Source organism: Macrococcoides caseolyticum, assembly GCF_002902665.1.
Lineage (GTDB): Bacteria > Bacillota > Bacilli > Staphylococcales > Staphylococcaceae > Macrococcoides > Macrococcoides caseolyticum.
The window spans coordinates 82,167-105,932 of sequence record NZ_PPRM01000042.1 but is presented as its reverse complement, the minus strand read 5'-3'; the positions used below and the strand labels follow the sequence as shown (position 1 = coordinate 105,932).

Genomic DNA, 23,766 nt, shown 5'->3' with positions numbered 1-23,766 from the left:
GAATGCTTTTTAATCATAATGATCTTATGTTGCTAAACGATCAGATAGAATATATTGATACTGCAATCATTCCAGCAATACCGGCAAACTATAGCGCTCGACTTTTAGATATAGCAGATCAATATGAAATGATTCAATATGTAACTTTAGGTGCTGAACAACAGTTTAAAGGACGTCTTCTTGTACTGCCTCCAGTGCAAATTTTAAGTGACTATGATCCAACGGGTCTTATAGATACACAGCTTAAAGAATATGGGTTCAAGAATATCGTTGTCGTATGTCCACAAATATTGCCAATTGATGCGGATAATGTCCATAAAGTGAATATTATTCCGTTAGCATCGATGGATAATGAGATGAAGCAGGAATTTATTCAGGACAACGTTAAATCTTTGATGAAATTTATTATTACACTTTGGAATAAATAATGACAATTTTAGTACTTAAATTGTGACATCTTATTGACCAAGCTATATTTATAGGCTAAAATTGATATGTCCTAGTATATTTTTTATAAAAAGAATCGCATTAGAGGGGGGAAAATTAAATGAGCCAACGTGTCACACGACGCCAATTTTTAAACTATTCCTTAATGGGAGTTGGATCATTTATGGCTGCTGGTATGGTTATGCCTTTAGGTCGTTTTGCATTAGATCCAGTATTTAAAAGTGGTGCAGCTGGAGATATGATCACTACTAGCGTAAAAGTTTCGGAAATTAAAGAAGAGCCAACAAAGGTTGACTTTAAATTCGAACAAAAAGATGCATGGTACACGAGTGAAGTAACAGAATTTGCATGGGTATATAAAGAAGGCGATGAAATTATTGCTTTATCTCCTGTATGTAAACACTTAGGTTGTACAGTATCTTGGAATGGTGATAAAGGTAATCCGAACCAATTCTTCTGTCCATGTCATAATGGTCGTTATGAGAAGAATGGTAAGAATGTTCCTGGTACACCACCGCTTGGACCTTTGGACCAATATAAAGTTGGAGAAAAAGGCGGAATGTTAACAATCGGTAAAAAACACGAAAATGAATTAGTGAAATAGGAGGGGACAAAATGATCGATAAAATCTATGATTGGGTCGATGACAGACTCGATATTACACCAATTTGGCGCGATATCGCAGATCATGAGGTGCCTGAGCATGTTAACCCTGCTTATCACTTTTCTGCATTCGTATACTGTTTTGGTGGATTAACATTCTTTATTACTGTAATACAAGTTTTATCCGGTATGTTCTTAACGATGTATTATGTACCAGACATTGTTAACGCCTGGAAATCAGTCTATTATTTACAGCACGATGTAGCGGCAGGTGTTATCGTACGTGGTATGCATCACTGGGGTGCGAGTCTAGTAGTAGTAATGATGTTCTTACATACATTACGCGTATTCTTCACTGGATCATACAAACAGCCACGTGAATTAAACTGGTTAGTTGGAGTATTAATTTTCTTCGTAATGTTAGGATTATCGTTTACAGGTTATTTATTACCATGGGATATGAAAGCATTATTTGCGACAAAAGTAGGTTTACAAATCGCTGAATCCGTACCGTTTATCGGTCCATGGGTAAAAACTTTATTAGCTGGTGACCCACATATTGTTGGAGCACAGACATTAACGCGATTCTTCGCGATTCATGTATTCTTCTTACCTGCATGTTTATTCGCGTTGTTAGCAGCTCACTTTATTATGATTAGAAAACAAGGTATTTCGGGGCCACTATAAACACGAATATTCTAAAAGGAGGTTATACAGATGCATCGCGGAAAAGGGATGAAATTTGTTGGTGATTCACGTATTAAATCTTATGAAAAACCAAAGTTAAATCGAGATTATTCAGAATTTCCTGGTAAAACAGAAAGCTTCTGGCCAGATTTCTTATTAAAAGAATGGATGACAGGTGCGGTATTCTTAGTTGCATATTTATGTTTAACAGTAGCGCATCCATCTCCATTAGAACGTATCGCGGATCCTTCAGATACAGGATACACACCTTTACCTGACTGGTACTTCTTATTCTTATACCAAATCTTAAAGTATACGTATGCTTCAGGACCATTTAATACATTTGGCGCGATCGTTATGCCAGGTATTGCATTTGGTGCATTAATGTTAGCACCTTGGTTAGATCGTGGACCAGAGCGTAAATGGAATAAGCGTCCATTAGCTTCAGGATTTATGTTATTAGCGGTAGCCATCATCTTCTATACAACTTGGGAATCTTCACATTACCATGACTGGAAGAAACAAGCTGCACAAGGTAAAATCGTATTCACGAACTTAGATAAGAAAGACCCAACATACGAAAAGATTATTAAATCTAACTGTACTTCATGTCACGGTGGAGAATTAACAGGTGGCGCTGGTCCAAACCTGGTTAAAGCGAATCTGCCTGCAGCAGGTGTTAAAGGATTTGTTGAAAATGGTAGTGGCGCAATGCCTTCATTTAAAGATACTTTAACGAAAGAACAGATTGATGAAGTAAGTAAGTTTATCGAAGGTTTAGAAGAAACTGACGAGAACGGAAAACCATTGAAAAAATAATGTTTTAAAGAATCATCTTATTCTAGATGATTCTTTTTTTATGAGGTGATCACTTGTCACAATATTATTATTGGATACAAAATAAAAAATTTCTCACATTTATCATATTATGCAATATTGTCGGTACAGTGTATGGATACTATTGGTATTTAGGTCAACTTCAGCAGACGAAATGGTATTTCATACCATTTGTTCCTGATAGTCCGACTGCATCATTATTTTTAGTAATTGCGCTGACGGCAATATTGATGAATAAGCATCTCCCTATAATTGAAGTCCTTGCTTTCGTTACATTAATAAAATATGGCGTTTGGGCAGTCATTATGAATATTCTCGTCTTTGTTAAGTTAGATGATGTCACAGCAATGGGAATGATGCTTGTAATCTCACATGCAATTATGGCAATACAGGCGTTATTATTTGTTCCATTATTCAGAGTCAGTTTATTATCAATTGGAATAGCATCAATATGGGTATTTCATAATGATGTTATTGATTATGTTTATATGCAATACCCTGTGTACAGTATGCTATCCGACTATATACAGCATATTGGTTATTTGTCATTCTGGTTATCAGTGCTTAGTTTTACTTTGCTATTTATTATGAAAAGAGATAAATTATTTGATTAATTTTGACCAATAAATTAGAATGAAATTAAATCTATTAAGGAGTGTTTTGATGAGTTATATTCTTTATTTTATTATTATTATGCTTGTGCCGATGTATTTCCAGTATAAAGTAAAATCAACTTATAATAAGTACAGTAGGGTGAAATCTACAAGTGGTAAATCAGGACAGCAAGTCGCTGAAGAAATATTAGCGGCGAATGGTATTACGGATGTGAGAGTAGTAGAAGGCGAAGGCTTTCTGTCAGATCATTACGATCCATCAAAGAAGCTTGTCGTACTTAGCCCATCTAACTTTAGACAGCCAAGTGTGGCAGGTACTGCAATCGCCGCGCATGAAGTTGGTCATGCAATCCAGCATGCGACTGGGTATAGTATGCTGAAGTTACGCAGCTCTTTGTTGCCTCTAGCAAATTTAGGCACAACATTCAGCTACTTGTTAATTATGATTGGAGCAGTATTAACTGGCATTTCTCAGCAAGGCGGAGGAATTGGTTCTATGGCAATCTGGGCTGGTGTCATCTTGATGTCATTTGCTGTTTTATTCTCAATTGTTACACTACCTGTTGAATTTGATGCAAGTAATCGCGCGATGAATCAAATAGAGAAATTAGGGATTGTGAATGCTGAAGAATATAAGCATGCAAAACGTGTATTATCAGCAGCAGCTATGACATATGTAGCAGCAACAGCAGTAGCAGTAGCAGAATTCTTAAGATTCTTCATGATGGCAAGAAATAGTGATTAATCATTAATAGAGAGGTCAGAACAAATTTGTTCTGACCTCTCTTTTATCATTATTACATTTCAATAGGTTTTTTAAATTCATCTAATGTAAACCCTTCACCTAATACATCATGTACATCGAGTAAGGATACAAATGCATGTGGATCGACGGAGTTTATGATCTGTTTTAAGCGTGTAATTTCATTTTTTGGCACGACACAATAGATGATGGGTCTTTCAGTCTGGGAATAGTGGCCGTGAGCAGAGATGATTGTCACTCCACGTTCAAGTAATGAATTGATTTCATCTGATATTTCTTTATGTCGTTCTGAGATGATCAGTGCGCCACGAGCAGAGTATCCAGAATCCTGAATGATATCAATCACGCGTGCTCCAACAAAAACACATACTAACGTATACATTGTTATGATGTAATCACCGATTGTAATATAGGTTGCAATAAGAACTAAGCAGTCAAATGCAAACATCGTTCTTCCCATAGCGATATCGAAGTATTTCTTCATCAAACGTGCCAGTATATCCACGCCTCCAGTAGTGCCTCCGAATCTGAATATTATACCAAGACCCACGCCTATAAAAACGCCACCAAATAAACTTGCAAGTAGTAAATCTTCTTTTAGGTCGATATGCATCGGATAGCGCTCACAAAGCCATAAGAATAACGATACACTTAAAGTGCCTGTAAGCGTATAGATAAAAGACAGCCTTCCAAGAAGCTTATACCCAACAAAAAATAGTGGAATATTAAAAATTAAGTTCATGAGAGCAGGGCTTGTACCAAATAAATGATATAATATTAACGCAATGCCGGTAAATCCACCTTCAGTCAGTTCGTTTGTCATATTAAAATTTACAATACCAAAACTAAAAATAAATGCACCTATTAATATGAAGAAGATGTTGATTAAATTAAGATGTATTTTCATATTTAATCTCCTTTCAAATTATATTATACATAATATTCTGTTATCTTGGAGGAAATGAATGAAAACATTAGAAGAAATGCAGCAGGAAGTTGATAAATATATTAGCCAGTTTAAGACAGGCTACTTTACACCGATGGAAAATATGGTTCGACTCACGGAAGAGGTAGGAGAGCTTGCGCGTGAAATCAATCATGTGTATGGGCCAAAACAAAAGAAGTTAAGTGAACAAGAAAAAGAAATAGGAATGGAGCTCGCAGATAACTTGTTTGTACTCATTTCTCTTGCAAATTCAATGGATATTGATCTAACCCATTATTTCGATAGAACAATGGATAAATTTAATACAAGAGACTTTAATAGATTCGAAAGAAAATAACTGGAGGTTTTACTATGAAAATTGGAATTACATGCTATCCGACAATGGGAGGTTCAGGTATCATTGCTACTGAACTTGGAATAAAAATGGCAAAACGTGGACATGATGTGCATTTTATTACGTCTAATACACCATTTAGAATTCATTTTCAGATGCCTAATATTACTGTTCACCAGGTGGATGTCAATCAATATTCCGTCTTTCAATATCCACCTTATGATATTACACTTGCTACAAAAATAGCGGAAGTTATTAATCTGTATGATCTTGATGTCCTTCATATGCATTATGCTGTTCCCCATGCAATTTGTGGTATTCTTGCCCGACAAATTGCGAGAAAAGATGTAAAGATAGTAACGACTTTACACGGAACGGATATCACAGTGTTAGGCTATGATTCAACGCTTAAGGAAGCAATTAAGTTTGGAATAGAAGATAGCGATGTTGTTACAAGTGTCAGTAATTCGTTAACAGAAGAGACCTATGAAATTGTTGCTCCGAATAAAGAGATTCAGACAGTCTACAACTTTATTAACGAAGAAGATTTTAATAATACATCCAATCCTAAATTGAGGGCCTGCTATGGTATTGCTGAAGAAGAAAAGGTGATTATACATGTATCAAATTTTCGTAAAGTTAAACGCATACAAGACATCTTGAAAACATTTAAGCAAGTATCTGATAGGATTGCTTCTAAATTATTATTGATTGGTGATGGGCCAGAGCTGTCAAATATGCGCCTCTGTGCTGAACAGCTTGGTATAGGTGACAAGGTGTTATTTCTTGGAAAGCAGGAACAAGTAGCACCATTATATCAGATGGCTGATTTATTCTTATTGATGAGTGAAAAAGAAAGTTTCGGTCTTGTGTTGTTAGAGGCGATGCATTCTGGTGTCGTATGTATCGGAACAACAGCTGGAGGGATTAAAGAGGTCATCAGACATGGAGAAACAGGGTATATTGTGGATGTTGGAGATACAGTGGCTGCTGGAGAATATGCACTTGCGCTGTTAACAGATGATATACTCTATAAAAGATTCCAGAAAAAAATGGTAGAAGATATCAATTTGCGATTTTCGTCTGAACATATTACAGATCAATACGAAGCAATCTACAGTAATTTAATTGAAGGTGCAAGAGAACAGTGAGGATGCAGATAAAGGATATGATAAAGGCAATACAGCCACACGAGCAACATCGATTTAAGTGCGCATTCGCTATCATTGAAACTTTAGAATCATATGGATACAAAGGCTATATCGTTGGCGGTGCTATTAGAAATTTATTAATGGGTATCCCGGTCAATGATATCGATATTACCACTGACTGTCTTCCAGAGCAGATGATTCGAATCTTCGAACGCACAATTCCTGTCGGGATTGAACATGGAACAGTTATAGTGCTTATCGAAGATTTCCCATTTGAGGTGACAACGTTTAGAGAGGATGGCGAATATAAAGATCACCGAAGACCAGACTCCGTAAACTTTGTAACGTCGTTGAAAGTAGATCTGGAACGAAGAGATTTTACGGTCAATGCGATTGCAGCAGACAAATATCAGCTTTATGATTACTTCGATGGGACAAATCATATCGAAGGCCGATTAATTCAAGCGGTTGGGGACCCTGCATTAAGGTTTGAAGAAGATGCATTGCGGATTATACGTGCTTTAAGATTTATGAGCGTATTAAATTTTCAAATTGAGCAAGAAACGTTAGAAAATATGAAACAAAGTGCACAATATCTTGAGGCTGTATCAATCGAAAGAATAATAATAGAGTTATGTAAACTTTTATCAGGGATAAATGTAACAGGATCATTAAAGTTATTTTTTGAACTTGGAATTAATCGCTACATTCCGTTTTTTAAAGACATGAAGCCTTATATCGTTACCCAGCCGATACGCCTTTATGAATACATCTCAAGTTATATATTTCTTCACGATCAGACACTTTCACAGACACTTCCGCAACTGAAGTTGTCAAATGCTGAAAAGAGAAATATTAAAGAGACAATAACGCTGCTGCATCATTTGGTAGAAGGTGATAGAACAATAGAATATCTACTTTATCATTTTGGGTTAGATTTCTTTAAACGTACACTGAGTCTTGCAAAGACAGTTAATATTGAAGCTCTTCATATTAACTATAAAGCTTATGATGAGAAGTCACTTTCTGAAATATACGACGGGTTACCTATTCATTCGAGAGAGAGTCTAGCAATCAATGGTACAATACTAATGGAATATTATAAAAGAAAAGGTGGTCCATGGATAAAAGATATCCTGTGCATCGCCGAGAATGCGGTTTTACACAATGAGGTTCAGAATACAAAAAATACTTTGCTGGAATGGATTGATTGTAATGTCGAAATATGAAAATGATATCGTTAAAATCTTGCTTGAGTCAAATACTTCTGTGTCAGGACAAAAGATTGCTGAACATTTAAACATTTCACGAACTGCTGTATGGAAAGCAATTGACCGACTAAAGGACAGAGGATATAAGATTGAATCTATCAGTAATAAAGGTTACCTGCTTGTTGCTCTCCCAAAACAGTGGGACAGTCATCTTCTCAGTAGCATATTAGAAAGGTCTTCATTATTTAATAAAGGATATATCTTTGAAGAACTTAAATCCACTCAGGATGAAGCTGAAAAGATTGCTTTATCAGAATCACAGCCTTTTATAGTGATTAGTGAAAAGCAGACGGATGGTAGAGGTCGTTTTAAACGTCATTGGTCATCGCAACCTAATACAGGGTTATGGATGAGCATTGTATTACAGCCTGATATCAGTTTACAGAAGCTAACAACATTTAATCTATTTATCGCACTTGCGCTCGCTAAAACAGTTGGGTCCTATCATCCAGATGTTAAAATAAAATGGCCCAATGATATTTATCTGAATGAAAAGAAATTAAGTGGATTCTTAACAGAAATTAAAGGAAGCCAGGATAATATCACTCAAATTATTTGTGGTATTGGTATTAATTTGAATACTCAACGGACTGATTTCCCGAATGAACTTGAATCAACTGCTACTAGTTTACATATTGAAACAGGTAATAATATTGATAGATATGAATTCCTTGAAAGACTAATACTGAATGTTGAGAAATATTATTATTTGTTCTTAACAGGAACATTTAGTGAAATCAAAGATGAATATGAATCATATACCTTAATATTTGACCGAATATTAAAATATACTGAAGGAAGTCGTGTCATTATTGGTCAAGCTGAGTCCTTGAATGACGATGGCACATTGAACGTAAAATCAGCAGAGGGTGATATGCATCGATTTATTAGTGCTGATATTGAATTGTAGGTGAAATTTATGAATAGAAAGTATGCCGTTGTCGATATTGAGACGACGGGAAATAATATGGATAGTGATGAAATTATCCAAGTTGGTATTGCAATCGTTCAAAATAAGAAAATAATAGAGACATATGATACATTTATTGCTTGCAATAATGAAATACCAGCCTTTATACAGTCTCTTACCAAAATTGATGCCTTCGATCTTGTAGATGCACCTAACTTTAGTCATGTCGCATCACATATTATTAAACTTCTAGATGGGTGTGTGTTTGTTGCTCATAATGTACAGTTTGATCTAAGGTTCTTACAGAAGTACTTTAGTGAAGCGGGACATAAATTTCAGCCACGCTATATCATTGATACGGTTGACTGGTTTAAGATTGTCTATCCATCACTAGAGCGCTACCAATTGAAATCTATCGCTGATGATCTTGGAATTGAGTTAAGCAGCGCACATCGTGCAATCGATGATGCAGTTGCAACTGCAGAAGTATTTATTGAAAGTATAAAAAAGGTTACGACGTTCCCTTCAGATACAATCAAGATGCTCTACCAGTTCGCTAAACGAATGCGTTATTCAAATGATGAACTTTTGTTCGAAATCTTAGTTTCACAAACACAAGGCCATCATTTTGAAAGCTGGAATGGACTCTACTACAATAAAGCAACAAAGAAAAATCCTAGTTTATATCCATTCGAAGAAGATTACCGCACCTATTTTGAACGGGCAATCAGTCAGCTGGGATATACATTTCGAGAGAAGCAGTGTGAGCTTTCTGAGCACATATACAGACAACTGCGTGAAGACAGCGTTCTGACGATTGAAGCTGATCTTGGCGGTGGCAAGACTATAAGTTATTTACTGGCGGCTGTTTATTATTTAAGCACCTATAGGAAATCGCTTTTAATTTCTACATCTACGATATTTCTGCAGAATCAGCTCATTGATGAAGATTTAAGACGAATTGAATATGCATTGAAGATAAAAGTACCATTTCAGATTATCAAGAGTAGGCGTCATTACTTATCATTAGAATTTGTATCATTTATTCTTAATGATTCGAAAGAGAATCATGATATTCTTCTTTTAAAGATGCAGCTTATCGTATACATGCTCGAACCACATGGTGGAGATATTGATCGACTGAATTTAAATGGTGGAAGAAAAATTTATTTTGAACTGATGACTTCTATGTTCGATAGCGCTCAGCATCAACATTATTCGTATCAGGATTCTACTGAAACATTGCATATCGGTATAACGAACCATGCGCATCTTTTAAGCAGAAGAAAAGATAATGTATTTAATCATTATGAACACCTTATTGTTGATGAAGCTCATCAGCTCTTGGATTATGCATTAAATAATTCATATGATGCATTGAATTATCAAACAATCAAGTATATTATTGGACAGACGATAAAGTCGGTCCCAGATAATACTGCTAACACTTTGGATACGCTTGTAGATATGGATTTTGAAATCAGCCAGCTCAATCATAAAATTGATGATATGTTTGATCATCTGCTGGAGAATTATTCCTCTAAATCAGTGGTAAAGGTAAAAGTAGAGGAGAATGATGATATATATATATTATTTAAAGAGATTCATTCGATGATGAATGTTTTGCTTTCATATGAAATCGATGTGTCTATACGAACGAAATTAGAGACATTACAGCGATACTTCTTATCAGTATGGATACAGATAAAAGTCTATAAAGAATTGTATATTCATATGAAGAACAATAGTAAGTCGGGAATGTCACTTATAAGTAAATCTATTAAATTAAATGAAATATTAACCAACAGAATCTTTGACCGTTTTACATCAAAGGTCTTTGTATCAGGTACGATGCAGACATTATCGTTTTTAGAGCAATTCCATCCATCGCTGGAACATTTTTATAAGTATGAAAATACCTTTTCTAAATATAAAGCAACACTCTTTGTTCCATCAGATATTCAGAACTACCACTATATGAAACAGGACCAGTATATTGAGTCTTGCTTACAATACATTCATTATTATCTTGAAAATATGTCTTCCAAAGTATTGATTCTGATGAATAGTTATCGTCAAATCGAGATATTAAGAAGTTATCTTGTAGAACTCTATGATCCATCGTTGATCATTACTCAGACATCAGATGTCAATACGTTGAAGTTAAATGAACAGTTCAATACGCTTGACAATGGAATATTCTTAGCAACTCAGACGTTCTATGAAGGAGTAGACTTTAAGTACGATGGGTTTAAGACAGTAATGATTATTTCATTGCCGTTTATGCACCCAGATGATCTAAATATTATGCTGATGCGTGATGAAGTGAATGATGTATTTATGGATTATCAGCTACCCGGTGCTGTTAATAAGCTGCATCAGGCAACGGGACGCTTAATTCGTAATGAACAGGATAAAGGTATGCTTATCTGTTTTGATCGTAGGCTACTTGAAGGGCGTTATGCAAGTTATTTTAGTCATATTCTAAAGTCCTTTGATGTCAAATCAGGAACAATTGAAGACTTTACAGAAATTATTGAACAAATTAATCAAGAAAAGTAGTGCACACCCCTTATCTTTCATGTAGATAATTGGTAAACTATAATTATAATAACAATGAAATGGAGAATTTTTTATGACGAAGATTACAATTAATCAATCACCTAATTACGTGGGTCAAACAGTTACGATTGGTGCATGGATCTTAAATAAGCGCTCTAGTGGTAAAATTGCCTTTTTACAGCTGCGTGACGGTACAGGATTTATGCAGGCAGTCGTTGTTAAAGAATCCATTGGTGAAGATTTATTTAAAGTAGCTAAAGGTATTACACAGGAATCATCATTATTCATTACGGGTGTAATTAAAGAAGATGAACGTTCTGACTTTGGGTTTGAAATGGAAGTAACTGATCTTGAAATTATTCATGAAGCGGTAGATTATCCTATCACACCTAAAGCGCATGGTACAGATTTCTTAATGGATCATAGACATCTTTGGTTACGTTCTAAACGTCAGCATGCCGTTATGAAGATTAGAAACGAAATTATCAGAGCGACGTATGAATTTTTTAATGAACAAGGATTTACGAAGATCGATCCGCCAATACTAACTGGTTCAGCACCAGAAGGTACGAGCGAACTTTTCCATACGAAATATTTTGATGAAGATGCTTTCCTATCTCAAAGCGGTCAGCTTTATATGGAAGCAGCAGCGATGGCTCACGGAAAAGTGTTCTCTTTCGGACCAACATTCAGAGCTGAGAAATCGAAGACACGTCGACACTTAATTGAATTCTGGATGATTGAGCCGGAGATGGCATTCTATAGACATGAAGATAGTCTTGAAGTACAAGAACAATATGTTACACATCTTGTAAAATCAGTGCTTAAAAATTGTCAGTTGGATTTAAAGATTCTAGGACGCGATACAACAAAATTAGAACAGATCACTACGCCATTTCCAAGAATCACTTACACAGATGCAATCAAATTCTTAAAAGAACAAGGATTCGATGATATCGAATGGGGGGATGATTTCGGTGCACCTCATGAGACTGCAATTGCTAATCATTATGATAAACCAGTCTTCATCATCAATTATCCAACAAGTATCAAGCCGTTCTATATGCAACCGAATCCGGAAGAAGAGGGTACTGTTAAATGTGCAGATATGATTGCGCCTGAAGGTTATGGTGAAATTATTGGAGGTTCTGAGCGTATCGATGATCTCGATCTGTTACAACAACGTATTAAAGAACATGGTTTAGATCCTGAAGCCTATAGCTATTATACAGATTTAAGAAAGTATGGTAGCGTACCGCATTCAGGTTTCGGGTTAGGTCTTGAACGTACTGTTGCATGGTTATCAGGAGTAGAGCATGTTAGAGAAACAAGTCCGTTCCCTCGTCTGTTGAATCGTCTTTACCCATAATTATTTCTATCCATCAAGTTAAATGAGAATCCGAACAATGTTTGAAAATGTTATATTTTCTAGATTGTTCGGATTTTAATGTACAGCATAGCAATTATTATAAAAAATTGAAAGGAGCATGTATTGTGGAACTGTTTGAAAAACCGGTCATCATACCCCATCAGCTATTTAAATATTATCCGTTGTTAAATATTACTGAAACTGAGTTAATAGTAATATTAAAAATTATAGAGTTATCAGACGACCAACAGCTTCCCTCATTTGAAATGCTTGCAGAACAGATGAGCATCAATCAAAATGAAATCATGCTGATTATCCAGAATTTAATTAGTAAAGAGCTATTAAAGATTACCGTCGTTAAAGACAATCATGCACAGTTTAATGAAATTTTTGATTTTTCTTCTCTAGAAGAACAGTTAGATCAACTTCTGAAAAAACAAGCTAAAGTTGCAGATCAGCATAATAATCAATTGAATTTTGAGAAGGTGTTTGAACGTTTTGAAACGACATTCGGTAGACCATTGACGCCACTTGAAATTCAGACGATCAATCATTGGCTGGATAAAGATCATCATCATCTGGATCTAATTAATGAAGCATTAAATGAGGCATCTGCACATAATAAACTAAGTATAAAGTATATCGATAGAATTCTATTAAACTGGAAAAAGAAAAATGTCAAAAATGTCGTGGATTCAAAAGAAGTAAGTAAACAATTTAAGCAGAAAAATTTGGTAAAACAAGTACCGGATATTCCTGTATTTGACTGGGTAAATGGGGAGAGTCCTTATGATAAGTAAGAAAAAGACATTAGAAATGTTAGATATTATAGATGAGATGTTTCCGGATGCTGAATGTGAACTTGTGCATGATAATCCGTTTGAGCTAACGATAGCTGTACTGTTATCTGCACAATGCACGGATGTATTAGTGAACAAAGTGACACAATCTTTGTTTCAGAAGTACAAGACACCAGAAGATTATTTAGCAGTTTCAATTGAAGAACTAATGGATGATATACGCTCAATAGGACTATATAAAAACAAGGCTAAAAATATTCAGGCATTATGCCGTATTCTAATTGATCGATATGATGGCCAAGTTCCACAGTCTCATAGTGCGCTCGTTGAACTTCCAGGAGTAGGGCAGAAAACTGCAAATGTTGTCGTTTCTGTGGCATTCGGTATTCCTGCGCTTGCCGTAGATACACATGTAGAACGTGTTTCAAAAAGACTCGGCATCTGCAGATGGAAAGATAATGTGAAACAAGTAGAAGCGACACTGACAGAACGCATTCCAATGGAACGATGGAATAAAACACATCATCAGCTGATTTTCTTTGGACGCTATCATTGTACTGCACGTAATCCAAAGTGTCTTGAATGTCCATTATTACAGATGTGCAGAGAAGGCCGTAAAAGACACAAGGTGATAGTCGAATGAAAGAAGAACTGATTGTACTTGAAGCATCGATTGACGAAGCAATTAAGAACAGAAAAATGAAACAAAAGGAAAATCAGCAAAAAATTGACCGCTATTATCAACTGCTTATTGACATCTTGAATGAAATAAATGAAATTGATAGTACAGACAGACAGTTAGATTATGACAAGAAACCTTTAAATTTCAATGATCGAATTGAATACTTCGAATCTCATAAATATCAGTATATGGGATATAAACAAATTAAAACGATGATGAGAGAAGTTTTAAAATTAAAGGCAGTCCATGATTTGAAGAAGAAAAAATAAAAAGAAGCCCTTATTTCATTCAATCAACGCATTGAGATGAAATAAGGGCTTAATATAATATAGTCGTATTTAATTATGGCTGACTTGCAGCAGGCTGTGTTGCCCGCTCAGTTGTAGCAGGTTGCGTTGTTGCCCGCTCAGTTGTAGCTTGCTCGGTCGTAGCAGGTTGTGTAGTCGGGCGTTCAGTTGCTGCTTCTTGTGTAGTAGGACGTTCAGTTGTCGGACGTTCAGTTGTTGCGCGTTCAGTTGTCGGACGTTCAGTCGTCTTACTTTCTACTGTACGAGCTTCAGTTGTGTTGCGTTCACTTGTCGAATTATCGTTCGTATCATCTGGATAAATATTTGTAGAAGCTGCCCGAGAATTATCCCGAACAGCATCATTTGTATTATTTGGTTTTATGTTACTCGTATATCCATTATCTGATTGTCCTTTAACCTGTAGAAAGCCACCATATTTTTCCACCGAGGAAGGCATTTCAAAATCTTGACCATCAATAGGACTGATTTCACTCATAACTTGTCTGAAAAGTTCTTTTGGAAGTGATTGTTCTTCAGAGCCTACAAAAGAATTCTCTCCATATTGTGCCATTTGTGTGAAACCCATCCACACTGACATCGTATATTGTGGTGAATACCCTACAATCCAGACATCTTTTGCTGCATTATCAGGTAAATTATATTTTTCATAAGTTTCATCGCCATACGTTCCTGTTCCTGTCTTCGCAGCAAGGTTTAAACCAGGGATTTGACTACCATAAGCAGTACCATATGGTTCAAATGTCCCTTTTAACATATCAGTAATCATATAAGCTGTATAATCTTCCATTGCTTTTCTAGAAGTAAAATCAAATTTTATTGTTTCATTATCTTGTGTTACAATCTTTCGAATCGCATGAGATTCATTATATGTTCCGCCATTACCGAATGAAGCATAGGCACTGGCCATCTGTAAAGGAGTGAACTCAGAAGATGATCCCCCTAATGCGTCTGAAGGGCCTAGGTCGCTGGAAGGATAATTTAATCCTAAGTTCTTTGCAAATTTATATGGCGCATCATTTCCTGACTCAGACTGTACTGTCTGGAATATCTTTAATGCCGGTATATTTAAACTTCGTCTTATTGCATCTCTCATTGTAACATTACCATGATTCTGAGAATCATAGTTCTTAAATTTAATGCCGTGAATATCATATTCAGCTTCATCCTGAATTCTATGTCCTGTGGACCATTGTTCATTCTCGATTATAGGGCCATAGCTTAAAAACGGTTTAATTGTTGAACCGACTGGATGTACATCTGTAGCTAAATTTCTATCGACAACATCTGTATAGTTTCTTCCACCACTAATTGCAACCAGGGCACCTGTTTTCGTATCAACGATAGAAGAAGCAGCCTGTTGATATTTATTCTTGTAGATGTTCATGTTATCAGTGTTATTCTGAAGTGATAATTGTACATTATTATCCATGTTAGTATAGATGGATAAACCGCTCGTTAATATATCTTGCAAATCTTTACCTTCAAATTCTTTATTCTTCTTGATTTCTTGTTTTATGACGTTAATATAGGATGCATAGTCCGGATCATTTTGTTCAAGGTTCTGTCTTTGTGCGGCTGTACGCTGCACTAAAGTCTGTGAAAGGTCTGTATTTTGTGCATCTTCCATTTCAGCCTTCGTGATTCTGCCGTGACGATGCATCAAATATAGAACAGTATCCTTGCGCTTTTCAGCAGCATCTGGATTATCATATATATTATAGGTGTTAGGAATCTGAGGTAAACCGGCAAGATATGCTGATTCTGCGAGTGAAAGCTGATTTAGATCTTTATTGAAATAATATTTTGCAGCTGTTTTCACACCATAGATACCGTCAGAATAATAAATTTTATTAAGGTACATTTCAAATATTTCATCTTTGCTGTATTCTTGTTCTAATCTGTAGGAAAGATAGGCTTCCTGCGCCTTTCTTTCGATAGATTTCTTGTCCGTCAGAAATGAACGTTTAACAACTTGCTGTGTTAAAGTAGATGCACCTTGTGACCCGAAACCTCCGGAGACATTTTTAAATATTGCACCAGATAACCTTTTGAAATCAATAGCGCCATGTTCATAAAAACGATTGTCTTCAGTTGCGAGTACGGCATTCTTTACTTGGTCAGGAATGTCTTTAAACTTGACCTGTTCACGTTTTTGTCCCATTTGAAGAACGGTGACTAGGTTATCGTCCTTGTCGTATATTTTTGTAGGAAGCTGATCACGAAGCGCTGCTTCATTAAACTTTGGTGCTTTGTATGCATAATATAGGAAAAGAAGCATTCCACAAATAAAAAGTGCAGCAAATAAAAGAAATATGCCGCCTGCAATTTGTAGAATTAACTTTTTTATATTACGTTTCTTCTTTCTAGCCATTAAAATTTCCTCGCTCTCGATTTATTCATTAAAATATATGTGGTCTATAACTTTTAAATAGTCAATTCTAGGCTGATATTTTTTTTCCACAGGATAACCGTATTTTTTTATGTCACTCATGGGAATAGATTTCTTCTTCTCATTCTTATACAGGTGCCAATACTTCAAAAAAGGGTCGATTGGAAGTAAGAAAACTTCTTCATGAAATGAAAAATAAAATAATATAAAACATATGGCGCCATGTTTTGAAACCTGTTGCATATGCTCTACTTGATGTTCATGTATATTATTTAATGGAAAACTAGTTTTATTTTGCGTTGCTTTTGCTTCAAAGTCAATATATTTACCTCTATAAATACCATTGTAGTCAGTTGTAGAGGCTTTTCTGAAATATGCTTCTCTGATTACGGCTCGGGAACGTTTTGGATAATCTACATCTACAATCTGTATCGGCGTTGGTTTCTTATGAATAACTGCGATATCCTGCTTCAAATAATATTGATTGGCATGGTCGATTGCTTCTTCAAAACGCATCCCTCTTTTTCCATATTCTATTTTACTATGATTATTTACTGATGTAACTAGTGCTTTAGACGTATTTCTCTTGCCATTTGGGTAATTGACCATATAGATTCATCCTATTTGTGAAGATAATAAATATAATATACAATGAGTGTATCATAAAACTGATGAGGAGCCATTAAATGTTACAACAATGTATTGAAAGTTTAATGAATGATATCATTAGGATAGAGCATTATTTTAAAGCTTCTAAGGATGGTCAGCAATTTAATTTTGTAATGGATATTCAACCTTTTACAGAAAAAGTCGATAAGCATCTTTCTATGCTTGAAAATTATAAAGTACAGGTAATCAGTCTACCTTTAATGAATGAAAAGAAATATCAGCTGATGATTGCCCACATTAAAGATTTATCTGTAAGTTGTTTCTTTAGTAAGACAAGCAAGAAAGTTTTTATCGATCAGTTTAAGGCTGTAAAACATGAACTCCATTATTTGAATCGAATGATAAATACATGAAATCTATCTATATAACTGGTTATAAACCGTATGAACTCAATATATTTAATAATAAGCAGCCTGAAGTCCGTTACATCAAACTATTTCTTCAGCAGAAATTTAAAGAATATATCGAAGATGGATTGGAATGGGTCATCATAGAAGGACAGCTTGGTGTTGAACTATGGGCAGCAGAAGTTGTTATTCGTCTGAAGAAGATGTATGACGTTAAACTAAGTATCATCACACCGTTTCTGGAGCATCATAGCAAATGGAATGAAGAGAATCAGCTGTACTACAATCAGATTTGTGCGCGAGCTGATTTTATAACCTCTGCACACAATGATATTTATAGAGGTGGATTTCAATTTAGAAATACGGATCAGTTCGTGCTGGATAATACTGAAGGTACAATCCTTTTCTATGATGATGAACATGAAGCCAGCCCAAAATTTTTCAAGCAGACACTGATTGATTTTGCGTCAGAAAATCAATATAATATTGATGTTGTGACGTTGGAGGATTTATCTGATTTTGTAAATGAATATATGAGAACAAAAGAATATTAGGGGTGAGCATATGGCAGATATTACATTGAAATTATCAGCAAAGGATATATACGAAAAGGAATTTGAACGTACCGCGTTCAGAGGATTTAAGCCGGAAGACGTGGACAGTTTTCTGGATGATGTCATTGAAGATTATCAGAAGATGGCAGATATGAATCAGCAGCTTCTAAAATTAAATGATGAAAATGTTAAATTAAAGCGTGAGATTGAAGACTTAAGAATGAGACTTGCTACTGGTAGAAGCGAGAATACTGGGTCTACTACAAATAATTTTGACCTATTAAAGAGAATCTCCAACTTAGAAAAAGCAGTCTTTGGCAAATAGTATGGTGAATTCAGTGGAGTCATGCTATAATAAATAGACTTGTTAAAGATATCTCGGATAATCGCTATATTTATTTATAGAGGAAAGTCCATGCTCACACATGCCTGAGACGGCTGTAGTGATCGTGCCTGGTGAAACAATAAGCCAGGGCATTTATTTGACGGCAATGAACGAACCTAAGTCTATGATATGGTTTCAGTAGTTTGAAAGTGCCACAGTGACGTAGCTTCTCTAGAAATAGAGAAGGTGGAACGCGGTAAACCCCTCGAGTGAGCAATCCAAATTTGGTAGGAGCACTTTTCTAGCGGAAATGAACGTATAGAAGAGGTATGAAAGTACAGACAGATGATTATCACCGGCGTACGAGAGTAGCTAGGCTCGCTAGTAGTACTATGGGACAGAACATGGCTTATAGAGATATCTTTCTAGTTTAAGCTCTCCGATATGGAGGGCTTTTTTTATTGCTTGCATCAATGGTAAAATAAAATGAATCAAATTTACAATAAAAACACAATAAAAATATTATGTAAACGAGGAGTAGATTATGTATCAATTATTAGCAACAACCCCTATGGGAATGGAAGCTGTCGCAGCAAAAGAGGTTCAGGCATTAGGATATGAAACAGTGACTGAAAATGGGAGAGTACTCTATCAAGGTGATGCACGTGCAATTGTAAAATCTAACCTTTGGCTTAGAAGTGCCGATAGAGTGAAGTTAGTAGTAGGACGTTTTTATGCGACGACATTTGAACAGCTTTTTGATAAGACGAAGGATATTCCGTGGGAAGATTTCATTTCTGAAAATGGACAGTTTCCTGTGCAAGGCCGCAGTCTTAAATCCAAGCTGTTTAGCGTACCTGATTGTCAGGCGATTGTAAAAAAAGCGATTGTCGAACGTTTGAAAAAAGCACATAACAAGCAAGGGTGGCTTTCAGAAAGTGGTGCTTTATACAAAGTAGAGGTTGCCATTTTAAAGGATGAAGTATTGCTGACAATCGATACATCAGGAGCAGGTCTGCATAAACGCGGATATCGTCTTGCTCAAGGTGAAGCACCGATGAAAGAAACTTTGGCAGCTGCACTGGTATTATTATCTAACTGGAAAGGGGATACACCATTTATCGATCCATTCTGTGGGTCAGGTACTATTGCGATAGAGGCTGCAATGATTGCACAAAATATCGCACCTGGCTTCAATCGTGACTTTGTTAGTGAGAACTGGGATATCGTTCCAGCAGGTATGTATGAAGAGGAACGAGTTTTAGCAGAAGAGGCTGCTGAATATGATAAAGAAATATCGATCACAGCAAGTGATATCGATCCGAATATGGTAGAAATTGCACGTAATAATGCAATTGAAGTAGGATTTGGAGATATTATCGAATTCAAGCAGATGAATGTCCATGACCTTACTTTAAATGATGAGAAAGGTGCAATAGTAGGTAATCCACCTTATGGAGAGCGTATCGGTGAAAGAGCAGAGGTAGAAGCGATGTACAGTTACCTAGGGGAACTGATCGAAAAGAATCCTAAGTGGTCGTTGTATATATTAACTAGTTTGAAGACATTTGAAGTATTGGTAGGTAAGAAAGCGACAAAACGCCGCAAGTTGTTCAATGGATACATTGAATGTACATATTATCAATATTGGGGCGAGAGATAAAAGGATTTGAAAGCAATACGTAAAAATGTTCCAAGTCATCCACACAAGCATAATTTTATGTTTTGTGTGGTTTTTTGTTTATGATAAATATATTGAAAAGCAGGTGGAATTATATGAGATTAAGTATATTAGATCAAGTACCGATGTCACGAGGCAAAAAGCCGATGGATGCATTAATACAAACGATAGAACTTGTCCAATTTGCTGAAGAAATAAAATATGATCGTTATTTTGTTGCTGAACACCATAATACGACTGGTTTAATCAGTCATGCGCCAGAAATTCTTATGACAAGATTATTATCAGTGACATCTTCAATTAATATAGGTTCTGCAGGTATCCTTCTGCCACAATATAGTCCTTATAAGGTAGCTGAAAATGCAAATTTATTAGAAGCGATGTTTCCTGGCCGAGTGACGATTGGGCTAGGGAACTCTCCTGGCGGGAATGAAATCACGAGACGAGCTTTAACAGATGGTGCCCCAAGTAAGGTAAAAGATTATGATAGAATGCTAGAAGAATTTTTAGGATTTATGCGTAATACCTTACCTTTAGAACACCATTATCGAAATGTTAAGGCCGGGCCAAGAATAGAAACACATCCTGAGGTATTTACGTTAGGTCTGACTGATAATGGTGCTAGAAGGGCAGCAAAATTAGGTATTGGTTTTGTGTTCGGAAATTTTATCAGTGATAAATATCAAGAGAGTGCAATTGAAATTTATCAGCGAGAATTTGTTCCTAACGCATTCATGAAGCGCTCCTATACAATATTTTGTTCCTTTATCATCGTTGTGAAAGATGATAGAGAAAAAGAAATGCAAAGACGCATTCTGGATCATTGGCTATTAAATGTCTCTAAAGGAAGAGATACTGTTATCCCTTCTATTGAGCAGGTTAATAAAATGCACTATAGTGATCAGGATAAACGTATCATTGAACAGAACAGAGGGCGCTATTTTATCGGTAGAAAAGATGAGGTTAAGCATGAAATCAACAGATTGTATCAAACATATCAATTTGATGAACTGATGGTGATCAACAATACTTTTGACTTTTCGCTAAAAATAGAAAGTTTTAAATCTATTAAAGAAATTGTAGAGGAGCTTAAAAGCGAAGAATAAAAAAACATCAAGCATGCGCTTGATGTTTTTGTCTTACCAAAGTTTTCCTTCACCCATACCAGCTGCACCAGGTGGTGGATTCATAAACATTTGGCCAATTGGTACCGTGTAGGCAACTAAAATTAATGCAATCGTTACTACAAGTAAGAATTTCCAGTTTTCAACGAATTTATAAACTGGTGCTTGTTCATCCATTGCAACTGACACAGGAAATGCTTCATATCCTTTTGGTGCAAAGAATGCAAGCTGTATAAATACGATAACAACTAAGATGATTGATACGAAAAGAATCGTTCCGCCAATCGCTTGAATTACCTGGTACGGAATCCATTCTGCTGCTATTTTAGAGCCACCATATTCAGAATATGTTGAACGACGTGGCGCACCGAATAATCCAATGTAGTGCATTGCACCAGACATAATTGACATACCGATTGCCCATAGCACACCTTGTGCAATAGCGAGTTTATTCATTGCTTTTGTCATAACACGGCCAGTAGCATGTGGAATTAACCAGTACATAGTGCCGAAGAATGTTAAGATGACAGCTGTTGCAACTGTGAGATGGAAGTGGCCTGTAATCCAGATTGTATTATGCACTACTTGGTCCATTTGAGCAGAAGCATTCACTAAACCACCTGCGCCACCAGGGATGAAAGCGGCCATTCCGATAAATGGCAATACGAAACGTGCATCGTTCCAAGGTAATGTTTTAATCCATCCAAATAATCCTTTAGCACCTTTATTTCGTCCATATGCTTCAAATGTAGCAAAGAGACTGAATGCAGTCATTAAAGAAGGGATAACGACCATAAATGTTAATACGACCTGTACATACTTCCATGTAACGTCAATTCCCGGTTCTGTTAACTGGTGGTGAATACCAACAGGAATTGAGAAGAATAAGAATAACATAAAGCTCATACGTGCTAAGTTATCACTGAATGCTTTAGCACCTATAATCTTTGGTACTACTGCATACCATGACATATAGGCTGGCAGTAACCAGAAGTATACTAACGCATGACCGAAGTACCAGAATAACGTACGACTAAGTGAAACATCGATGCGCTCAACTAATCCTAGAGACCATGGAATCATCTGGAATAATACTGTAGAAGCAACACCAATTGAACATACGATCCACATGACGTTGTTAATTGTTACCATGTAAGATAAAAGGGGTGATTTTTGGCCTTTATGCTCTTTTTTCCACTGTGCGTAACGCATAATTTGTCCGGCTGCAGAAATCCATGAACCGACGACGACTAATGCCATACCTACATAGAAGATAACATGCGCTTTAAGTGGAGCATAGAATGTGTACAACACAGTTGCTTTATTAAGTAGAACCATTGTTGCTGCCATTGTAGTACCGATGAGCATTACCCAGAAACCGATCCACACAAGCTGACGTTGTAATGGACTAAGCTTTCCGCAAGTACGAATGACTGCAGCAGTCTGGAATCCCATGATAAAGAATGTAGTCAATACTAATGCAAGAATGATACCGTGTACTGTAAGAATCTGATAATATCCAATACCAGCAGGTAACTCTAAAGTTCCAGAGCGGACTAAAGTCTGAACTAATCCAGCCAACCCACCAATAATTAAACAGACTATCGCGACATACATATGAGCCATAACTAACTTACCATCTGGTTTGGACATTTCAACTCGATCTTCCATTTCTTCTCTGTGATGATTTCTGAACGAAGCACGTTCATCAAAAGCACCACTATCCAATTTATATTCGTTCATTATTGATCAACCACCTTAATGTTTGATTTCATATCTGCGTGACCTGTACCACAATATTCATTACAAAGTAACAGATATTCACCTTTTTTATCAAAAGTTTTTACGAATGTAGAAATGTGACCTGGCTCGATCATCATGTTGACATTCGTCTGTGCAATTTCAAAGCCATGAACAACATCTCTACTTGTTGCTATGATTTTTACTTTTGATCCTTTTGGAATTTCAACTTTACCTGGGTTGTAGTTAAATGCTGAAACAACAAACACAAGTTCGTAATCCCAATCTTTTCCTTCAACTTTATGTAATCCTGGGTTACTAAATACTTCATCTTTATCAATAAGCTCTGGCGCAATAAATTCACGGCCGCTTGCGATAGGCTCATGACCATTATGTAATGCAGAAACAAAAATAATCCCTAAAAATAAAATTAATGAACCCATACCTAGACCAAGCCAGATTTTTTCAAACTTATGCAATGTATTCCCCTCCTAAATTCGTTCTATAAATAGTACAAAAATTGCAAACCAAGTGATAACAAATATCGCTCCTAAAGCAAGTACAGCAGCCATTGTTCCACGTAAATCTAATTCATGATGAACGTCTTCATTGACTTGAATTGGATCTTTAGTCTGATTCAAATTTTTATCATC

26 protein-coding genes and 1 other RNA gene are annotated in these 23,766 nt (G+C 36.0%); 21 read left to right on the top strand and 6 right to left on the bottom strand.

Going from position 1 to position 23,766, the window contains the following annotated elements:
• Positions 1-2: 2 nt before the first annotated feature.
• The 6 genes from CD152_RS07265 to CD152_RS07240 all read left to right on the top strand — a co-directional run bounded on the left by CD152_RS07265 (position 3) and on the right by CD152_RS07240 (position 3,933).
• The gene (locus CD152_RS07265) at positions 3-428 is read left to right on the top strand and encodes a DUF2487 family protein (RefSeq protein WP_103214573.1); all 426 of its coding nucleotides are present in this window, start codon (positions 3-5) and stop codon (positions 426-428) included.
• A gap of 119 nt (positions 429-547) precedes the next feature.
• Positions 548-1,051 (top strand): QcrA and Rieske domain-containing protein, encoded by a 504-nt coding sequence (locus CD152_RS07260; protein ID WP_012657018.1) that lies wholly within the window; start codon positions 548-550, stop codon positions 1,049-1,051.
• 11 nt (positions 1,052-1,062) lie between these two features.
• Complete coding sequence (gene qcrB / locus CD152_RS07255) at positions 1,063-1,737, top strand: menaquinol-cytochrome c reductase cytochrome b subunit (RefSeq protein ID WP_012657017.1); 675 nt, start codon at positions 1,063-1,065, stop codon at positions 1,735-1,737.
• Positions 1,738-1,767: 30 nt separating this feature from the next.
• Entirely contained in the window at positions 1,768-2,556 is a 789-nt protein-coding gene (locus CD152_RS07250) for a menaquinol-cytochrome c reductase cytochrome b/c subunit (RefSeq protein ID WP_012657016.1), read from the top strand.
• Positions 2,557-2,609: 53 nt separating this feature from the next.
• Positions 2,610-3,188: a DUF1405 domain-containing protein gene (locus tag CD152_RS07245; RefSeq protein WP_012657015.1), complete on the top strand. Its 579-nt coding sequence runs from the start codon at positions 2,610-2,612 to the stop codon at positions 3,186-3,188.
• Positions 3,189-3,237: 49 nt separating this feature from the next.
• The gene (locus CD152_RS07240; RefSeq protein WP_231845526.1) at positions 3,238-3,933 is read left to right on the top strand and encodes a zinc metallopeptidase; all 696 of its coding nucleotides are present in this window, start codon (positions 3,238-3,240) and stop codon (positions 3,931-3,933) included.
• Between the two features lie 52 nt (positions 3,934-3,985).
• Here the strand turns inward: CD152_RS07240 and CD152_RS07235 are convergent, their stop codons facing one another.
• Entirely contained in the window at positions 3,986-4,858 is an 873-nt protein-coding gene (locus CD152_RS07235) for a YitT family protein (protein ID WP_103214572.1), read from the bottom strand.
• A 58-nt stretch (positions 4,859-4,916) separates the two neighbouring features.
• Here CD152_RS07235 and CD152_RS07230 point away from each other — a divergent pair, with 58 nt between their 5' ends.
• The 9 genes from CD152_RS07230 to CD152_RS07190 all read left to right on the top strand — a co-directional run bounded on the left by CD152_RS07230 (position 4,917) and on the right by CD152_RS07190 (position 14,245).
• Entirely contained in the window at positions 4,917-5,234 is a 318-nt protein-coding gene (locus CD152_RS07230) for a nucleotide pyrophosphohydrolase (protein ID WP_101140871.1), read from the top strand.
• Between the two features lie 14 nt (positions 5,235-5,248).
• Positions 5,249-6,382, top strand: a complete 1,134-nt coding sequence (gene bshA, locus CD152_RS07225) for an N-acetyl-alpha-D-glucosaminyl L-malate synthase BshA (protein ID WP_101140872.1) — start codon at positions 5,249-5,251, stop codon at positions 6,380-6,382.
• 17 nt (positions 6,383-6,399) lie between these two features.
• Positions 6,400-7,611, top strand: a complete 1,212-nt coding sequence (locus CD152_RS07220) for a CCA tRNA nucleotidyltransferase (RefSeq protein WP_169926174.1) — start codon at positions 6,400-6,402, stop codon at positions 7,609-7,611.
• The gene (locus CD152_RS07215) at positions 7,598-8,563 is read left to right on the top strand and encodes a biotin--[acetyl-CoA-carboxylase] ligase (RefSeq protein WP_165980773.1); all 966 of its coding nucleotides are present in this window, start codon (positions 7,598-7,600) and stop codon (positions 8,561-8,563) included. The genes CD152_RS07220 and CD152_RS07215 overlap by 14 nt, the downstream gene beginning before the upstream one ends.
• Before the next feature lie 9 nt (positions 8,564-8,572).
• Positions 8,573-11,125, top strand: a complete 2,553-nt coding sequence (locus CD152_RS07210) for a helicase C-terminal domain-containing protein (RefSeq protein ID WP_101140875.1) — start codon at positions 8,573-8,575, stop codon at positions 11,123-11,125.
• Between the two features lie 73 nt (positions 11,126-11,198).
• On the top strand, positions 11,199-12,494 hold the full coding sequence (gene asnS / locus CD152_RS07205; RefSeq protein ID WP_086038729.1) for an asparagine--tRNA ligase: 1,296 nt from the start codon (positions 11,199-11,201) through the stop codon (positions 12,492-12,494).
• 125 nt (positions 12,495-12,619) lie between these two features.
• Entirely contained in the window at positions 12,620-13,294 is a 675-nt protein-coding gene (locus CD152_RS07200; protein ID WP_169926173.1) for a DnaD domain protein, read from the top strand.
• Positions 13,284-13,937 carry an endonuclease III gene (gene nth / locus CD152_RS07195; protein ID WP_086038727.1) on the top strand — a complete coding sequence of 218 codons (654 nt, stop codon included), beginning with the start codon at positions 13,284-13,286 and terminating at the stop codon, positions 13,935-13,937. The genes CD152_RS07200 and nth overlap by 11 nt, the downstream gene beginning before the upstream one ends.
• Positions 13,934-14,245, top strand: a complete 312-nt coding sequence (locus CD152_RS07190) for a YpoC family protein (protein WP_103214569.1) — start codon at positions 13,934-13,936, stop codon at positions 14,243-14,245. The genes nth and CD152_RS07190 overlap by 4 nt, the downstream gene beginning before the upstream one ends.
• A gap of 73 nt (positions 14,246-14,318) precedes the next feature.
• Here CD152_RS07190 and CD152_RS07185 read toward each other — a convergent pair whose 3' ends face one another.
• On the bottom strand, positions 14,319-16,655 hold the full coding sequence (locus CD152_RS07185) for a transglycosylase domain-containing protein (protein WP_103214568.1): 2,337 nt from the start codon (positions 16,653-16,655) through the stop codon (positions 14,319-14,321).
• Between the two features lie 21 nt (positions 16,656-16,676).
• Complete coding sequence (recU, locus tag CD152_RS07180) at positions 16,677-17,282, bottom strand: Holliday junction resolvase RecU (protein ID WP_101140880.1); 606 nt, start codon at positions 17,280-17,282, stop codon at positions 16,677-16,679.
• A gap of 77 nt (positions 17,283-17,359) precedes the next feature.
• On the opposite strand from recU, the gene CD152_RS07175 reads away from it, so the two are divergent.
• From CD152_RS07175 to CD152_RS07150, 6 genes are all read left to right on the top strand, one after another.
• On the top strand, positions 17,360-17,695 hold the full coding sequence (locus CD152_RS07175) for a YppE family protein (RefSeq protein ID WP_012657001.1): 336 nt from the start codon (positions 17,360-17,362) through the stop codon (positions 17,693-17,695).
• The gene (locus CD152_RS07170) at positions 17,692-18,243 is read left to right on the top strand and encodes an SLOG family protein (protein WP_101140881.1); all 552 of its coding nucleotides are present in this window, start codon (positions 17,692-17,694) and stop codon (positions 18,241-18,243) included. Before CD152_RS07175 ends, CD152_RS07170 begins: the two co-directional genes overlap by 4 nt.
• Positions 18,244-18,253: 10 nt before the next feature.
• Positions 18,254-18,568: a cell division regulator GpsB gene (gene gpsB / locus CD152_RS07165; protein ID WP_012656999.1), complete on the top strand. Its 315-nt coding sequence runs from the start codon at positions 18,254-18,256 to the stop codon at positions 18,566-18,568.
• A 49-nt stretch (positions 18,569-18,617) separates the two neighbouring features.
• Positions 18,618-18,985, top strand: an RNA gene (gene rnpB / locus CD152_RS07160) — RNase P RNA component class B.
• A gap of 127 nt (positions 18,986-19,112) precedes the next feature.
• Positions 19,113-20,231: a THUMP domain-containing class I SAM-dependent RNA methyltransferase gene (locus tag CD152_RS07155; RefSeq protein ID WP_103214567.1), complete on the top strand. Its 1,119-nt coding sequence runs from the start codon at positions 19,113-19,115 to the stop codon at positions 20,229-20,231.
• A 113-nt stretch (positions 20,232-20,344) separates the two neighbouring features.
• Positions 20,345-21,355: an MsnO8 family LLM class oxidoreductase gene (locus CD152_RS07150; RefSeq protein WP_169926172.1), complete on the top strand. Its 1,011-nt coding sequence runs from the start codon at positions 20,345-20,347 to the stop codon at positions 21,353-21,355.
• A 33-nt stretch (positions 21,356-21,388) separates the two neighbouring features.
• Here the strand turns inward: CD152_RS07150 and CD152_RS07145 are convergent, their stop codons facing one another.
• The 3 genes from CD152_RS07145 to CD152_RS07135 form a co-directional block, all read right to left on the bottom strand.
• Positions 21,389-23,044 carry a b(o/a)3-type cytochrome-c oxidase subunit 1 gene (locus CD152_RS07145; RefSeq protein WP_103214579.1) on the bottom strand — a complete coding sequence of 552 codons (1,656 nt, stop codon included), beginning with the start codon at positions 23,042-23,044 and terminating at the stop codon, positions 21,389-21,391.
• A gap of 71 nt (positions 23,045-23,115) precedes the next feature.
• Positions 23,116-23,592 carry a cupredoxin domain-containing protein gene (locus tag CD152_RS07140; protein WP_181451686.1) on the bottom strand — a complete coding sequence of 159 codons (477 nt, stop codon included), beginning with the start codon at positions 23,590-23,592 and terminating at the stop codon, positions 23,116-23,118.
• 12 nt (positions 23,593-23,604) lie between these two features.
• Positions 23,605-23,754 carry a cytochrome c oxidase subunit 2A gene (locus tag CD152_RS07135; protein WP_231845523.1) on the bottom strand — a complete coding sequence of 50 codons (150 nt, stop codon included), beginning with the start codon at positions 23,752-23,754 and terminating at the stop codon, positions 23,605-23,607.
• Between the last annotated feature and the right edge of the window lie 12 nt (positions 23,755-23,766).

Coding starts and splice junctions, on each gene's coding strand:
- CD152_RS07210 (WP_101140875.1), top strand. CDS start 8,573: ATGAATAGAAAGTATGCCGTTGTCGATATTGAGACGACGGGAAATAAT.
- CD152_RS07155 (WP_103214567.1), top strand. CDS start 19,113: ATGTATCAATTATTAGCAACAACCCCTATGGGAATGGAAGCTGTCGCA.
- qcrB (WP_012657017.1), top strand. CDS start 1,063: ATGATCGATAAAATCTATGATTGGGTCGATGACAGACTCGATATTACA.
- CD152_RS07260 (WP_012657018.1), top strand. CDS start 548: ATGAGCCAACGTGTCACACGACGCCAATTTTTAAACTATTCCTTAATG.
- CD152_RS07235 (WP_103214572.1), bottom strand. CDS start 4,858: ATGAAAATACATCTTAATTTAATCAACATCTTCTTCATATTAATAGGT.
- CD152_RS07190 (WP_103214569.1), top strand. CDS start 13,934: ATGAAAGAAGAACTGATTGTACTTGAAGCATCGATTGACGAAGCAATT.
- CD152_RS07170 (WP_101140881.1), top strand. CDS start 17,692: ATGAAATCTATCTATATAACTGGTTATAAACCGTATGAACTCAATATA.
- asnS (WP_086038729.1), top strand. CDS start 11,199: ATGACGAAGATTACAATTAATCAATCACCTAATTACGTGGGTCAAACA.
- CD152_RS07215 (WP_165980773.1), top strand. CDS start 7,598: ATGTCGAAATATGAAAATGATATCGTTAAAATCTTGCTTGAGTCAAAT.
- recU (WP_101140880.1), bottom strand. CDS start 17,282: ATGGTCAATTACCCAAATGGCAAGAGAAATACGTCTAAAGCACTAGTT.
- nth (WP_086038727.1), top strand. CDS start 13,284: ATGATAAGTAAGAAAAAGACATTAGAAATGTTAGATATTATAGATGAG.
- CD152_RS07175 (WP_012657001.1), top strand. CDS start 17,360: ATGTTACAACAATGTATTGAAAGTTTAATGAATGATATCATTAGGATA.
- CD152_RS07240 (WP_231845526.1), top strand. CDS start 3,238: ATGAGTTATATTCTTTATTTTATTATTATTATGCTTGTGCCGATGTAT.
- CD152_RS07250 (WP_012657016.1), top strand. CDS start 1,768: ATGCATCGCGGAAAAGGGATGAAATTTGTTGGTGATTCACGTATTAAA.
- CD152_RS07220 (WP_169926174.1), top strand. CDS start 6,400: ATGATAAAGGCAATACAGCCACACGAGCAACATCGATTTAAGTGCGCA.
- CD152_RS07230 (WP_101140871.1), top strand. CDS start 4,917: ATGAAAACATTAGAAGAAATGCAGCAGGAAGTTGATAAATATATTAGC.
- CD152_RS07150 (WP_169926172.1), top strand. CDS start 20,345: ATGAGATTAAGTATATTAGATCAAGTACCGATGTCACGAGGCAAAAAG.
- CD152_RS07265 (WP_103214573.1), top strand. CDS start 3: ATGCTTTTTAATCATAATGATCTTATGTTGCTAAACGATCAGATAGAA.
- gpsB (WP_012656999.1), top strand. CDS start 18,254: ATGGCAGATATTACATTGAAATTATCAGCAAAGGATATATACGAAAAG.
- bshA (WP_101140872.1), top strand. CDS start 5,249: ATGAAAATTGGAATTACATGCTATCCGACAATGGGAGGTTCAGGTATC.
- CD152_RS07145 (WP_103214579.1), bottom strand. CDS start 23,044: ATGGAAGATCGAGTTGAAATGTCCAAACCAGATGGTAAGTTAGTTATG.
- CD152_RS07185 (WP_103214568.1), bottom strand. CDS start 16,655: ATGGCTAGAAAGAAGAAACGTAATATAAAAAAGTTAATTCTACAAATT.